The organism is Ventrimonas sp. (genome assembly GCF_048380235.1).
Taxonomy (GTDB): domain Bacteria; phylum Bacillota; class Clostridia; order Lachnospirales; family Lachnospiraceae; genus Brotaphodocola.
Genome location: NZ_DBFCCJ010000018.1, coordinates 51,761 through 66,853, shown reverse-complemented (window position 1 = coordinate 66,853; position 15,093 = coordinate 51,761). Strand labels below are relative to the sequence as shown.

At 49.4% G+C, this 15,093-nt stretch carries 12 protein-coding genes; 2 read left to right on the top strand and 10 right to left on the bottom strand.

The window, feature by feature from the left end; all coding sequences use genetic code 11:
* Positions 1-77: 77 nt before the first annotated feature.
* The 4 genes from ACMP1L_RS03255 to ACMP1L_RS03240 all read right to left on the bottom strand — a co-directional run bounded on the left by ACMP1L_RS03255 (position 78) and on the right by ACMP1L_RS03240 (position 5,058).
* Positions 78-2,936 carry a response regulator gene (locus tag ACMP1L_RS03255; protein WP_418452002.1) on the bottom strand — a complete coding sequence of 953 codons (2,859 nt, stop codon included), beginning with the start codon at positions 2,934-2,936 and terminating at the stop codon, positions 78-80.
* The gene (locus ACMP1L_RS03250; protein ID WP_418452001.1) at positions 2,933-3,799 is read right to left on the bottom strand and encodes a substrate-binding periplasmic protein; all 867 of its coding nucleotides are present in this window, start codon (positions 3,797-3,799) and stop codon (positions 2,933-2,935) included. Before ACMP1L_RS03250 ends, ACMP1L_RS03255 begins: the two co-directional genes overlap by 4 nt.
* Before the next feature lie 186 nt (positions 3,800-3,985).
* Complete coding sequence (locus ACMP1L_RS03245) at positions 3,986-4,675, bottom strand: LrgB family protein (RefSeq protein WP_177303436.1); 690 nt, start codon at positions 4,673-4,675, stop codon at positions 3,986-3,988.
* Positions 4,672-5,058 carry a CidA/LrgA family protein gene (locus tag ACMP1L_RS03240; RefSeq protein ID WP_118732149.1) on the bottom strand — a complete coding sequence of 129 codons (387 nt, stop codon included), beginning with the start codon at positions 5,056-5,058 and terminating at the stop codon, positions 4,672-4,674. The genes ACMP1L_RS03245 and ACMP1L_RS03240 overlap by 4 nt, the downstream gene beginning before the upstream one ends.
* Before the next feature lie 177 nt (positions 5,059-5,235).
* Between ACMP1L_RS03240 and ACMP1L_RS03235 the strand changes: the two genes are divergently transcribed.
* Positions 5,236-5,997, top strand: a complete 762-nt coding sequence (locus tag ACMP1L_RS03235; protein WP_418452000.1) for a GNAT family N-acetyltransferase — start codon at positions 5,236-5,238, stop codon at positions 5,995-5,997.
* A 12-nt stretch (positions 5,998-6,009) separates the two neighbouring features.
* Here the strand turns inward: ACMP1L_RS03235 and ACMP1L_RS03230 are convergent, their stop codons facing one another.
* On the bottom strand, positions 6,010-6,846 hold the full coding sequence (locus tag ACMP1L_RS03230) for an Mrp/NBP35 family ATP-binding protein (RefSeq protein WP_118732147.1): 837 nt from the start codon (positions 6,844-6,846) through the stop codon (positions 6,010-6,012).
* A gap of 226 nt (positions 6,847-7,072) precedes the next feature.
* On the opposite strand from ACMP1L_RS03230, the gene ACMP1L_RS03225 reads away from it, so the two are divergent.
* Complete coding sequence (locus tag ACMP1L_RS03225) at positions 7,073-7,801, top strand: GTP pyrophosphokinase (protein WP_418451999.1); 729 nt, start codon at positions 7,073-7,075, stop codon at positions 7,799-7,801.
* Positions 7,802-8,368: 567 nt separating this feature from the next.
* On the opposite strand, the gene ytvI is transcribed toward ACMP1L_RS03225, so the two are convergent.
* From ytvI to ptsP, 5 genes are all read right to left on the bottom strand, one after another.
* A complete protein-coding gene (gene ytvI, locus ACMP1L_RS03220) occupies positions 8,369-9,481 on the bottom strand; it encodes a sporulation integral membrane protein YtvI (protein WP_418451998.1) in 1,113 nt (370 codons plus the stop codon).
* A 141-nt stretch (positions 9,482-9,622) separates the two neighbouring features.
* Positions 9,623-10,681 carry a histidinol-phosphate transaminase gene (hisC, locus tag ACMP1L_RS03215; RefSeq protein WP_418451997.1) on the bottom strand — a complete coding sequence of 353 codons (1,059 nt, stop codon included), beginning with the start codon at positions 10,679-10,681 and terminating at the stop codon, positions 9,623-9,625.
* Between the two features lie 44 nt (positions 10,682-10,725).
* Positions 10,726-11,925 (bottom strand): pyridoxal phosphate-dependent aminotransferase, encoded by a 1,200-nt coding sequence (locus ACMP1L_RS03210; RefSeq protein ID WP_418451996.1) that lies wholly within the window; start codon positions 11,923-11,925, stop codon positions 10,726-10,728.
* A 35-nt stretch (positions 11,926-11,960) separates the two neighbouring features.
* The gene (locus ACMP1L_RS03205) at positions 11,961-13,250 is read right to left on the bottom strand and encodes an O-antigen polymerase (RefSeq protein ID WP_418451995.1); all 1,290 of its coding nucleotides are present in this window, start codon (positions 13,248-13,250) and stop codon (positions 11,961-11,963) included.
* Between the two features lie 85 nt (positions 13,251-13,335).
* Positions 13,336-15,054, bottom strand: a complete 1,719-nt coding sequence (ptsP, locus tag ACMP1L_RS03200; protein WP_177303319.1) for a phosphoenolpyruvate--protein phosphotransferase — start codon at positions 15,052-15,054, stop codon at positions 13,336-13,338.
* Positions 15,055-15,093: the final 39 nt, after the last annotated feature.

Genomic DNA, 15,093 nt, shown 5'->3' with positions numbered 1-15,093 from the left:
TTGCTTCCTTTCAATATACCATATCCGCATAACCCTTTCAACCGAAAAACATGACTGGCCTCAAGATTTCTGCCTGCTTATGCAGGAAAGATACGCTCCAGCATGGCCTCAATCTTGTCGGCTTCGATCGGTTTAGACATGTGTCCGTTCATTCCGGCCGCAAGTGCCTTCTGTTTATCTTCCTCAAACGCGTTGGCTGTCATGGCTATGATCGGAATGTTGGCCTTACGGCTGTCTGCCAGGGTCCGGATCTCGCGGGTTGCCATATAACCATCCATCCTCGGCATCTGGATGTCCATAAAGATCAGGTCATACCGGCCGGCATCCGCCTGTTCCATGCGCATCACTGCGTCCGCTCCGTCTTCTACGGAATCTACGGTCAGGCCAAGCTCCTCCAGCATAACGGTAGCAATCTCACAGTTCAGCTCGTTATCCTCCACCAGAAGCACCCTTTTCCCCGCAAAACGCCGGTTTCTCTGAACGCTTTCTGGTTTTCTTTCTGTCCGGGACTGAGGGGCCAGCACAGCACGAAAATCTGACAAAAACAGCGGTTTGCTGACAAAGGCGGTCACTCCGGCCTCTCGCGCTTCGGTTTCAATATCTGCCCAGTCATAAACCGTCAGGATAATGATCGGAGCCTCGTTGCCGATCACGCGGCGGATACGGCGTACCGTTTCAATTCCATTCATGTCCGGCATCAGCCAGTCAATGATATAGACCTTAAAGGCCCGGGACTGCTCATATGCCTCTTTCGCACGCAGAACGGCTTCCCTGCCGGACGTGGTCCAGTCTGCCTCCAGCTCAATACTGCGCAGCATCTTGCTGATGCTCATGCAGGTATCTGTATCATCATCCACCACCAGGACCCGTGCTCCCTTCAGCTCCGGAAGCAGTTCACAGCGCACCGGCCTTCCGGACAGTCTGCACTCCAGTGTCACAGTAAACTCCGATCCCTTTCCCGGAGCACTTTTCAGCGTGATCGTACCACCCAGAAGATGAACGATATTCCGAGCAATGGCCATACCGAGACCGGTGCCCTGGATTCCGCTTTCCGTGGCAGTCCGTTCCCTTGAGAAGGAATCAAAAATGTGCTCCTGGAATTCCTTGGACATACCGATCCCGTTATCCCGGATGAAAAACTCATAGGTTGCCGTTTCCGCTTTCAGCCCCGGCTTTTCGCTGACGCGGATATTGATGATCCCGCCTGTCGGTGTAAATTTGATCGCGTTTCCGACAATATTTAACAGCACCTGATTCAGACGCAGCCTGTCGGTGATGATATCCTCGTGGATCACATCCTGGATATCGATGTAAAGCTCCAGCTGTTTTGCGTGAATACTGCCCTGGATGATGGAACGCAGGTCATGAAGAACATCCGGAAGATGGACCTCTGTCTGTTCGATCTTCACGCTTCCGCTCTCGATCCGGCTCATATCCAGTACATCATTGATAAGGCTTAACAGATGCTTTCCGGAGGTACTGATCTTCTTTAAGTAATCCTGTACCTGCGCCGTGTTATTGATGTGTGCTGCCGCCAATGCCGTAAATCCGATGATGGCATTCATCGGTGTGCGGATATCGTGGGACATATTGTTCAGGAATACCGTCTTCGCGCGGTTCGCATGCTCAGCTGCCGCCAGGGCGCTGCGGAGCGCCTGATCCTGCTCCCTGGCCTTTTCCTGCTCCTCCGTCACATCGCGCACTGCGACCAGAACAGCCGTGATCTGCCCCTGCCTGTCCCGTTTTTGAGGAACGATCAGAGTTAACAGCCAGGCTCCTTTTTCCGTCTGGGCTGTAAAGGACAGCGAAGCATGACCATCCAGCCGCGCTGCAACCGTAGCCATATCCGTAAATTCCAGGTAAGCTTTGCGGTATGGCTCCGCGATGAGCTCATTTACCTGTTCTGCACCCTTCAACACCTCAACGGTCTCTGTCCCCAGGTCCACCAGGGAAATGGAGGAATATGCCAGTCCCAGGGCATCAATGATCTGCAGACGCTTGTGCTCCCGTTCCAGATTTTCCTTCTCTGTATGGTTTTTACAGAGGACAAAAAACACATAAAGCAAAACCGCAAGCAGCACGTAGCCTCCGCAGACCACATTGCGTGCCATAAATGCCTGACCGGAAGGAATGAATACATAAAGCTCGTATTCACTTGTGTTCTGCCTGCTTCCGTACCACACCCGGCTGCCGGAATGCAGACAGACGATATTGCCGAAATCCGGCCGGTACTGCTCCCTGTAAAGCTCTCTGCATTCGCTTACCTGCTTTCCCAAAAGCTTTTCCACGTTTGTAGCCACGACCCTTGTCCTGTCACTGACTACAAGAGCTCCGTCCATCTGAAAATGAAAGCCTGCAAACAGGGTATCCATCGTCAGATCCCCGTTTTCCTGACTGATTTCTTCTTTCTCTATGTAAGTGATGAGCAGTCCCGGCGCATCCTGTCTGGCTACGGCAGCGAAATCATAAAGTATCCCCTCATTGCGCAAACGTGTGCTGTAGGTTTCCTCCGGATGCTTTAAGATATCACGCACATACGCCCCGCTGATCTGGTTTTCCCAGATTGGCATGGTATCTCCATTCTGGGAATTCTGCAGCACAACGCGCATATTTTCATCCAAAATCAGCACACCGCTCAGACGCTGGTCCTCCACATGCCGGTCCAGCTTTTCCTGATCCGGAATGCCCTCTGCCGCGATCACGCGGCTCAGCTCTGTGGATTTGTCAAGCAGGCGGATCAGGCTTTTTACCTTGTCATTGGTATTAAAATCCTCATAGCGCTGGATCCGGGCTCTGGCAAACGCAATGGTATTATCGACGGTGCACTGCAGCTTTCTCCTGTCCATGGCAGTAAGCAGGAAAAACAGCAGGATTCCGGTCACAGTCAGTACCAGGAACACAGCTCTTAAGACTCCTGTTATTTTCAGTTTTCTCATTTCCGTGCTCCTTTCCAGACTACTTTCGCTGCATCCAGTCCATATTTTTCCACGATCCTGGTAATGGTCCCGTCTGCTTCCATTGCTCTTAAGGTCTCTGTGAGTCTTTCTGCCAGGTCCTGATGTGTTCCTTTTTCAAAAGCCACGCCCAGTTCGGAAACATACGGACTTTCCTCCAGCAGACGGTAATTACCGTTTCCTCCCTTTACAAATGCCGTGATCATTGCCTCATGACCGGCGATCGCATCGACATATCCCTTTCGAAGTGCCGCAAACAATTCCTCCGTGGTAGAGAAACAGTTCACCTGTTTCAGCTGCGGGACTGGGGAATCGATTTCATGTAAAAACACTCCAGATGCCTTAGTGGTAGCCTGTGCTGCCGCGCGTTTTCCCTCCAGATCCTTCAGGGCATAGATCTGGCTGTCCGAGCGCACGGCCACCACCTGACGACTGTACAGATAAGGTCCCGCCCACTCATAGTCGTTCTCGCGTCCGTTCATGGTAAAGCAGCTCCACAGACAGTCCAGGCTTCCGTCTGCCAGAAGCCGTGCCTTCTCTTCCCACGGAATCATCTGAAACTCTGCCTGATATCCCATGCGGTTGAATGCCTCCGTTGCAAGTTCGATATCGATCCCGACATAATTTCCGTTTTCATCCACACTGGAATATGGTTCAAACGAATCGAATCCGATTTTCACAACCGCAGTTTTCTTTTCCGGTGTCAGACCATCCTTCCGTCTGCAGCTCTGCAAGGCTCCCGCCACAAGCAGCGCAAGAAGGCATGCCACAAGCAGCCATGCCGCTTTTTTATGTCCGGCCGGCCTTCCTCCGAATTCTTTCATTTTCTTTTTTCTTTCACGCATAGAACCGATCCCTTTCTTTGTCTTCCGGTCATACAGACACTATCACTCAAATTTCTGAGCTAAAAAAACAGCTTTCGGCATCTAAAACCACTCAGATGTCAAAAGCTGTATGATACTCTGCTTTATGGGCGATACAACGCTCATTATATCGGGATTTTATTTTTCTGTCCAGCATTTTTTACCATGTCAGATCAGTCCGGAAACCAACGGCACCACAATGACTGTCATGAGACCTGCCACAGCAATGGAAAGACTGCTCATTGCGCCCTCGACCTCGCCAAGCTCCAGAGCCTTGGCTGTTCCGATCGCGTGAGCGGAGGTTCCCAGTGCCAGGCCCCGGGCGATCGGCTCACGGATTTTCAGAATCTGAAAGAGCAGGTCTGCGATGATATTTCCGAAAATGCCCGTAATGATAATGCAGACTACTGTGATAGTCACAATACCACCAGCCTCTTCACTTACACCCATGCCGATTGCCGTGGTAATGGACTTCGGAAGGAAGGAAACATAGTGGATGTGTTCTACGCCAAACAGCGTACACAGGAGAAAAATGCTGCCTGCGCTGGCTGCCACACCCGAGGTAATGGCAACGATCACAGAAAGGAAATTCTTTTTTAACAGTTCCAGCTGTTTGTACAGGGGAATGGCCAGACAGACAGTGGACGGTGTCAGCAGATAGCTGATGTATTTTGCACTGTTATTATAGGAAGCATAATCCACATGCAAAAGCTTCAGCACCGCGATCACAATGACCACAGAAACCAGAAGCGGATTTAATATAGCCCATCCCACCTTCTTTTTGATCCATACACCTGCCAGGTATGCAGCCAGGCTGATCACAAAGCCAAAATAAAGAGATTCCTGTAAAAAGCTCATACTGTTTCCTCCTCTCCCGCACCTTTCGCGTCTTTCTTTTTCAGGACAGCAACCATCAGCTCAGTCACCTTTCCGGTCACACCCATGACCACCAGTGTAGAAACCAGGCAGGTCACGATCAGCGGAACCAGGATGGCCTTCATTTCATCGTAGCTCTCGATCAGTCCGACCGATGCCGGAATGAACAGGATCGGCATGATATCCAGAAGGAAATTACCGGTTGCCTCAATATCCTCCAGCTTTAGAAGTCCTGTACAGAGCAGGATCAGAAGCAGGAACAGTCCATATACACCGGCCGGAACCGGAAGCGGCAGGATTGCATTTAAAAATTCTCCGATCATCGTAATGCCAAAGATGATCGCTGATTCTTTGATATACTTCATGATTCATCCTTTCCGGTGATGCCAGCACTGCGTCACCGTCTTATAAATTTTCGTAAACAGTACTGTATTCTACCATCAGAAACAGAAAAGTCAATGCGCATTCTTGTATTCTTTATGTTTTTTTCCTATACTGGAGCTACAGACGATCAGAAGAAAAAATCTCATCAGGAGGTCTCTATGTACCCGAAGCTTTATATTAACTCAACCAATTTGCTCACCCAAAAGCAGCAGCAGGAAATCGCGGAGCTGACAACATTTTGCCGCCATCATGACGGCATTGACCTGTCCTATCCGTCAGAGGAAGAAGATCTCGCTCATTTTCTGGCCTATCTTCCGGACGGACATCTTGCTGCCTGTCTGGCCCTGATTCCCTACGAGGATGATCTGATGGAATGCAGCGCCTTCACCCATCCGGACGATCGGCAGCAGGGCTGTTTTACCAGGCTTCTTGAAGAAGCGCTCTCCCGGCATCCGGATACCGACCTGCTGTTTGCCGTCTCAGAAAATTGTCCGGATACCTTAAAAACGCTGGAGGCCCTGGATGCAGAGAAGGGTGCGGAAGAACACATCATGGAATGCAGCCTGAGCAGTTATCCCCACAATACTGCCAGCAACGGTCTCCGCAACCACCATCCATTTTCCATTACCCGGACTTCCGGCACGGAATATGCCCTTTCCTGTTCCGGTGTCCTCTGCGGCTTTGCCTCAGCTGAACCAGTCAGTGCCGACACGGTCTGCCTGCACCATGTGGAAATTGTCCCGGAATACCGCAACCGGGGATATGGAACAGCTTTTCTCCTGTTGCTCCTCCCGGCTCTTTCCAAAGAAAGCTTTCAGAAGGCTGTCCTCCAGGTATCCGGAGATAATGCCGCCGCCATTGCACTGTACAAAAAAACAGGGTTCTCTGTCACGAAAACCCTGTCCTACTACTTCTATTAAATGAAGAACAACTTACAGCTCCATGGCCTTTTCTGCAGCCAGATCAAACCAGTCTCTCTCCAGATACTCGATGGTGCCGTTGTCCACATGCTCGGCAACCTTCGGGTCGATCGGGAGTTTTGCCAGCACCGGAATGTTGTACTCCCTGGCAATTTCATCAATATGGCTTTCACCAAATACAGAAATCTTCTTGCCGCAGTCCGGGCACTCCAGGTAGCTCATGTTCTCTACCAGACCGATGATCGGAATGTTCATCTTCTGTGCCATCTTCACGGCCTTTGCCACGATCATGGAAACCAGCTCCTGCGGAGAGGTCACGATGATGATGCCATTCACCGGAAGGGACTGGAATACGGTTAACGGAACGTCACCGGTTCCCGGCGGCATATCCACAAACATATAGTCTACGTCTTCCCAGAGAGTCTCATTCCAGAACTGCTTCACTGCGCCTGCAATGACCGGACCTCTCCAGATGACCGGATCGGTATCATTGTCCAATAAGAGGTTGGCAGACATAATGTCGATACCCAGCGCAGAAGTTGCCGGAATCATCAGGTTGTCCTTGGTCATCATGACCATATTGTTATTCAGCCCAAACGCCTTGGGAATAGACGGACCGGTAATATCTGCATCCAGGATTGCTGTGTGTTTTCCCTTGCTGTTCATCTTCACTGCCATCATGGCAGTTACCAGGGATTTTCCTACACCGCCTTTACCGCTGACAACACCGATTACCTTCTTCACACTGCTTGCCGGGTTTAACGGCTCTAAAAAGCTTGTCTGCTCTGCTGTGCGGCTGCTGCAGGATTCGCCACAGGTACTGCAGTTATGGGTACAATTTTCGCTCATGTAAATTCCTCCAGTTTCTATACATTTAGTACATGTAAGCATACCACATTTCTCAGGAAAACAAAACCCTTGTATACAAAAATATCCTGTATCATGCAGCCTATATGATGTGCTTTCAAAAATATACCTTGTACGAGCATCAAAATCTGTTATAATATAGTTAATAATCTTACAATATTACACTGTTTTCAGAAATATCACACAAAAGCAACGAGGTATCTACGCAATGAATATGAATATGAACCCAAACAGTGAGCTGGTCCAGTCCGCTGTCAATGTCCCGAATCTCGTTCAGGTTCCGGACGCCCTCATCAGCCAGGCCAGAGAATTCCAGCAGGCCATGATGATGTACACCTGCGCCATCCGCGAGGTAAAAACCAAGCTGGAAGTTTTAAATGACGAGCTCTCCATAAAAAACCAGAGAAATCCCATCGAGATGATCAAATCCCGTGTCAAAAAGCCTATCAGCATCGTGGAAAAGCTGCAGAGGAGAAACCTTCCGGTCACTCTGGAATCCATGATGAACAATCTGGATGATGTAGCCGGTATCCGCGTCATCTGCTCCTTCGTCGATGACATCTATTCCGTTGCAAACATGCTGGTCAGCCAGGATGACATCACCGTCATTGCCATTAAGGACTATATCAAGAACCCAAAGCCCAACGGCTATCGCAGCTACCATCTCATCATTGAGATTCCGGTTTTCTTCTCCGAGGAGAAAAAGAATCTGCGGGTGGAGGTCCAGATTCGCACCATCGCCATGGATTTCTGGGCCAGCCTGGATCACCAGTTAAAATACAAAAAAGATATCGGAGCCGCTGCCGATGAGATCAGTGAGGATCTGCGCCAGTGCGCCGAAGTCATCGCCGCCACCGACCAGCACATGCTCCAGATCCGGAAGCGCATTGAGGAGCAAAGCATAAAACAAATAGCAATTATAGGACGGAACGAATAAAGGTCCGAAAGAGAAAGAGACCGCCTTCCTCTATTTTCCCATATCGTTGTTTGCTTGCTCTCACAACACGCGTTCGCCTGCATCGGACTGCATCCGTTGCATTCGTACACGTGTGTTCAAGATACAAACACCTGATATGCTGAAAATCCCGGAAAGCGGTCTCATTCACTTCCTACTGTATTGGCTCCACTACAAAAAAGTAACTGCAGCCCATATTAACTCTTTCATAAAAAGAAAACGCAGCCAGAACGCTACTATCAGATAAAAGCCGGATTACAGGCTTTTTATCATCAACGTTCTGGCTATGTTTATTAATGTAGAACAGCCAGTAAAGTAGAAGTTCCGGGGCGGTCATGCAGAACAAGCAGACACATTGGAATTTTCTTTGTGCGCGAGCATAGCGCCAGACCGGAGACCCTTGTCTGAGTGCGCAAAGCGCACGAGTTTGGGTCGCAGGTCTGGTAATAGGCGGCGGAGCGCACGAAGTACAAAATTCCACTCAGTGTCTGCGGTTCTGTATGACCGCCCCGGAACTTCGGACCTTATTTGGTTTTATGAATCAAATTTTTATTTCCGCACTTTCTGAATTTCTTCCCCCAGCTCCTTCGCGCTCTCTATCAGCCTGTCGAACGCGCCGTACTGGTACAGGTTCATCACAAAGATTCCAATCGGCACTGCGAGGATCATACCGGATATCCCGTGAATTTTAAAACCGATATACAAAAATACCAGTGTCCACAGCGGCGGCAGTCCCATAGAATCTCCTACGATTTTAGGCTGGATGATCTGGCGGGTGACCTGTGTCAGTACATAGAGAAGTGCCAATCCCGCAGCCAACGCATAATCTGCGGATAAAAGCTTGAAGACGGCCCATGGAATCAATATCGTTCCGGTTCCAAACAGAGGCAGGAAATCAAGGATTGCCACCAACACACCAAACAGGAACGCGTACCTGATCCCAAGTATCAGAAAACCAACGATCAGAATAGCTGCTACCACAAACATGATACGAAACTGTGCCAGAAAATATCCGCCGATCAGCTTCTTTACATCCGTTTTCAGATAATGCACATAGCCTTTTATACTGTCCGGGAGATGTTTTCTCCAGAATTCCATGATCTTATCCTGTTCCGCAATAAAAAAGTAAGACGAAAGAATCGTCACAACTACATTGACCAGTGCGTTCGGGATTCCTTTTGCAACATTTCCGGCTACTTCTACCGTCGGAGATGCAATTTTCTGTACAAGAAGGCTGGCTGCATGACCAATGTTTCCGGCCAGTTCCTGCCAGTTTGTCTGCACCTGTTCCGGCAGTCTGGAAAATAAGCTGGCAAAGCGGATGGAAATTTCCCGCAGATCTGCTGAAACCATGTCATACAATACCGGAAGATCTTTTGTCAGCTCCACAGCCTGTAAAATCAGCCTGGAGACAAGAAAATAACCGAGTCCGATAATCAAGGCCAGCACTGCGACCACAATCAGCACGGAGCTGTGTTTGCGTACCAGTTTCACCCGGCTTTCCAGAAAACGTACCAGCGGGTTGGCGATCATGGCAATGATCCAGCCGATCACAAAGGGCATGAAAAACTTTAAAAGCTTGGGCCCCAGCAGGCAGAGCAGCAGAATCTCCACCATCGGGATCACAATATTCAAAATCAAACGGGCATAACGTCTGTCCATACAATCACCTTCTTATTTCGTCCGTGACTGCTCTGCATTTTCATAATCACGGGCCAAAATCATGTCACACCGACTTTGTCGATGAGCTGATCGCTTTCATACTTTTCCCCGATATTTCCATTTTCATACCCAAAGATTGATCTACTCCGCCAGATATTTCTCCAGGAACGCAAACAGTGCTTCCATCTCCTCCCGCGTGCCAATGCTGATACGAAGATAATTAGAAAGCCTTGGCTGGTCAAAATAGCGCACATAAATCTGCTGCTGTTTCAGCGCCTCAAACAGCTTCTTTGCCGGAACCCGGTTATGAGAGGCAAAAATGAAGTTGGACATGGAGTCCGGGAAGGTAAATCCAAGCTCTGTCAGGCGGTTCTTTGACCATTCTCTGGTGTCGATAATCTTTTGGACCGTCTCCCGAAAATACGCGTCATCCTTCACGGTCTCCGTTCCCAGAATGATAGACGGCATATTCATGGTGTAGGAGTTATAGGAATATTTGACATCATTCAGCGCCTTGATCAGATCCGGATGACCGATGGCAAAGCCGATGCGCATACCGGCCATGGAACGGGATTTACTGAAGGTCTGTACCACCAGCAGGTTCTCGTACTTTGCAGTCAGTTCCAGAGCGGATTTTCCGCCAAAATCAATATATGCTTCATCTACGATCACCACCACGTCCTGATTGTGACGGATGATCTCCTCCACATTCTCTAACGATAACAGAAGACCGGTCGGTGCGTTCGGATTCGGGAAGATCACACCGCCATTTTCACGGTAATAGTCTTCCGGACGAATACAGAACTGTTTATCCAGAGCCGGAGTCTCAAAAGGAATGGCAAACAGATCAGCCCAGACCTTGTAGAAGGAATAGCTCACATCCGGGAATAACACCGGTTTATCGGAGTTAAAGAAGGTCAGAAAGCTCATCGCAATGACATCATCGGATCCAACTCCGACAAACACCTGATCATCGCCCACACCGTAATACTCTGCCAGCGCATGCACCAGATCGGATGCGGTCGGATCCGGATACTTGCGGAAGCGGTCGATATCCATATGTTTTAATGCCTCCGCCACCCCCGGCGCCGGCGGATATGGATTTTCATTGGTATTTAATTTAATCAGCCGGTCCCCCTTCGGTTGCTCTCCCGGTACATAAGGAACTACTTTACGAATATTACTCTCCCATGCTCTCATCTTCGTGTCCTCCTGTCTGTCGTTTTTCGTTCTTTAAAATCCGATTATTTCATCAGTCCATACTCTTTTGCCAACGCCTCAAATGCCGGCATGGAGCGCTCGATCTGCTCATATGATACGCAATAAGCAATACGAACGTAGCCCGGGCATGCAAAGGAGCTTCCCGGTACCAGAAGCAGATTGTGTTTCTGAGCCTGTGCACAGAACGCTTTATCATCCGCAACCGGAGCCTTCACAAACAGATAGAAAGCACCTTCCGGTCTGATACATTCAAAACCGTATTTCTTTAAGCTGTTATATAACAGATTCCTGTTTTTGTCATAAGCATCCAGATTCACAGCGGCCCCTTTCTCGATGCAGCGTTTGATCACCCGCTGGATCAGGGACGGAGCATTGACACATCCGATCACCCGGTTTGCGATGGTTGCCGCAGTAAAGACATCTCTGCTCTCTGTCAGCTCATCCGGGATGACCAGATAACCGATACGCTCGCCCGGAAGGGATAAAGACTTACTGTAAGAATAGCATACCACAGTGTTTGCGTAGTATTTTGTCACATATGGCACCACTGCCCCATCATAAGCCAGTTCCCGGTAAGGCTCATCGGAAATCAGCACGATCTCGGTTCCAAACTCCGCACTTTTTTCCCGAAGGATGTCTGCCAGTCTGGTCAGGGTTGCATCCGAATAAATAACACCGGTCGGATTATTTGGAGTATTGATGATGACAGCCTTGGTGCGTGCGGTAATCTTCCGGGCGAATTCTTCCAGATTCGGCTGGAAGTCCACAGTATTCGGAGATACCACTACCAGCTTTCCATCATAGTTGCGCACGTAGTTTCCATACTCAACAAAGTATGGAGCAAAGGTCATGACCTCATCTTCCGGATCCAGGATGGTCTTTAAGATAATATTCAGACCACTGGCAGCACCTACGGTCATCAGGATATTTCCCTGATGAAATTTTGTACCAAAACATCGGTTTAAATCGCAGGCGATGGTCTCGCGCACATCTTCATAACCGGAATTGCTCATATAACCGTGGATGAAGGTGGATTCCTCTTCCTTCAGTGTTTCGAGAATGGAATCTTCCACCTCCTGCGGCGCCGGTACGTTTGGGTTTCCAAGACTGAAATCATAAACATTTTCCGCACCGTAAATGGCTGCCAGGCGTTTTCCCTCTTCAAACATTACCCGGATCACAGAGTTATTCTGGACCAGCGGATTCATTTTTTTTGAAATCATTTCCATATCCTCCTCATCGCAGTATTTCATTTATATTACCAGCGGCTTGCCCGCAGATGGTAAAACAAAGCCATGATCCCGGTCAGGATCAGATAAAACCAGGTGGTCGTATTGGAAAACCAGGTGGTAAAAAAGGATAGCATCAGATATGCCGCAAACTGCGCATACAAAAGATATCCCAGTGGATTTCGCATCTCCCTAAGCTTCACGACCAGGATATAGGCAACAGCTCCCAGAATGCAGGAAAAAAGCAGCACTCCGATCCATCCAAAATCATAATAGGAATCGTAAAACAGAGTCAGAGTGGTCAGCTCGGTCTTATCCACATAAATCGGGAAATTGATCAGCTGCGGAAAGAAAAACTTCAGTCCGGACAATGCCCACAGCGGAAACAGTCCCTTCAGCCCAAAGCTGTGCCCGGGAAGTGCTTCCACCATGCAATTGAAATTGTCATAATTGTTTGCAATATAAATATATGGCTGACTGATAAAGATCGGCATGGATGCTCTCTTCATCTCAAAAATCCCGTTCAGATATTCAATATTGTGGCTTCTTGCCACAGTCAGGATCAGATAAAACGGAAGCAGCACCACGAAAAGTCCCAGAAGCCATCCCGGATGAAACAGTTTCTGCAGGGAAATATAGGTAAACGCCGCCAGCAGCACTGCAAATACCAGCTGAAAACGGGATACGCAGAGGATCGGGATCAGCAGGGAAATGCCCGTCATGACCAGTGCAGCGATGAGAAGCTTCTCACTGCCCCGTCCGTTTCGCATATGAATGTAGAGAACCGTCAGAGACGGGACCAGCACACAGGAGACTGTGAAATAATGAATTCCCGTGAGATGGAATTCCGAGTAGGCATGCGGAACTCCACGTAAAAGCAGCGGTACATAGCCCAGCACGACCGACTCTGTGATAAAGCAGACAAGTGAGACTGCAGTAAGAGCGCAGATCATGGTAAATACCGGCCTTGGATCTCCGGAGAAGCTTCTCCAGCGGCCATAACCATCGTATCCGGATCCATACGCCTGGACCAGAGCTTCAAACACCAGCCAGAAGCCTATGTACGCCAGGAACAGACAGAACCAGGTCATGCCTGACCAGTCCGTCTGTAAATTGCTCAGTTTCAGGCAAGCCAGTCCCTCGCCGCCCACCCAGAACAGAGAGAACAGACCACGCAGATGGATCAGATTCTTATATTTCCGGTAGTCCTCCATATAAAGCCAGATAGCCGATGCCAGAAGCAGAACGCCGGATACCAGATAGTGGTCAAACCGGGCAAGTATATAAGATGCCAGATAACAGATAAGATAAACTGCCATGATCGTCTCTCCTCATGTAAATGTGTTTTCTTCTTTTTATAAATGGCTGCCGCCCGCAATGCAGGTGACAGCCAGTAATTCTGATTTATGCCTGACCAGCCGCAAAGGCTTTCATGTACGCCTCAACCTCCGCTGCGGTTGCAAAGCTCATGGCCTTGTCTGCCACAGCCTGAAGCTCCTCAACGCTGTACCCGGTGATCAGCTTTCTGGAAAACAGGATTGCAGATGCACTCATGCTGAACTCATTCAGGCCAAAAGCCAGAAGCAGCGGAATCATCAGCGGATCACTTGCCGCTTCTCCGCACATGCCTACCATGATGCCGGCTTCTCGTCCGCAGGTGATAATGCGTTTGATGCTGCGCAGCACAGCCGGATTAAACGTGGAATACAGATAAGACACCTTATCATTTCCGCGATCCACGGACATGGTGTACTGGGTCAGGTCATTGGTTCCGATGCTGAAGAATGCTGCTTCCTTTGCAAATACATCTGCCATCAGGGATGCAGCCGCTGTCTCCACCATGATACCAACTTCTATATCTTTTTTATATGGGATGTTCTTTTCATCCAGTTCTTTCTTGATTTCTTCGATCAGAGCCTTTGCCTCGCGAAGCTCTTCGATACAGGTCACCATCGGCACCATGATCTTGATATTGCCATAAGCGCTGGCACGCAGCAGTGCGCGCAGCTGAGGTCTGTATACATCATCTTTGCGGTCCAGGCAGAAACGGATTGCACGGTAGCCCAGGAACGGATTTTCATCCCGGGTAAGACCCATATACGGAATTTCCTTGTCACCGCCGATGTCCAGCGTGCGGATGATAACCGGTTTTCCTTTCAGTCCTTCTGCCACCGCTTTATATGCCTCAAACTGCTCTTCCTCCGTCGGCATAGCCGTGCGGTCCATAAACAGAAATTCTGTACGGAACAGGCCTACACCCTCGCCGTCATACTGAAGAACCTTTTCCAGATCCTGTGGCTTTCCGATGTTGGCAACCAACTCAATGTGCACACCGTCCTTAGTCACGGTCGGCTTTCCAATGTACTGCTCCAGTTCCTTTTTCTCTTTCAGGAACTTTTCACGTTTGGCGGCAAACTCATCTACCACAGCCTGGTCCGGATCTACATAAACGATGCCTTCACTTCCATCTAATACGATCACATGACCATTCTCGACCTGGCTCATCAGATCTGGTACTGCTACTACTGCAGGAATCTCCAGCGCCCGGGCCAGGATCGCACTGTGGGAGGTCTTGCCCCCAAGTTCTGTGACAATGCCGGCTACATTTTCCGGTCTGATCCCTGCTGTCATGGACGGGGTAAGATCCTTCGCAACCAGGATGGTGCCTGCCGGAAGTGCTGCGATATCCACGCTCTCCAGGCCAAGCAGTTCCCGCTGCATACGCTCCTTGATATCACGCATGTCGGTTGCTCTCTGCTGCATCAGCTCGTCATCCATGGATGCAAACATATCCGCATAGGTGGTGCAGACCTGCTCGATCGCATATTCTGCGCAGATGCTTTCTCCGGTAATGGCCGTCTCAATCTCTCCGGTCAGCATCGGATCCATCAGAAGCATCATATGGCCCTGCATGATCTCTGCTTCCTTCTCCCCTACTCTGGTCGCAAGATCTGCCGCAAGCTCCTCGGTTTTCTTAAGCGTAGTGTCTAGCGCTCCCTTAAAACGCTCCACCTCGGCTGCTGCATCTGCTACAGCCTCCCGTCTGATCACCAGTTCTTTTTCTTCTACAATCACGGCGTTCCCAATGCCGATTCCGGAAGAAACATTTGTACCTTTTAACATGATACATCCTCCTTATTAATTATTGATTTGTATATGGAA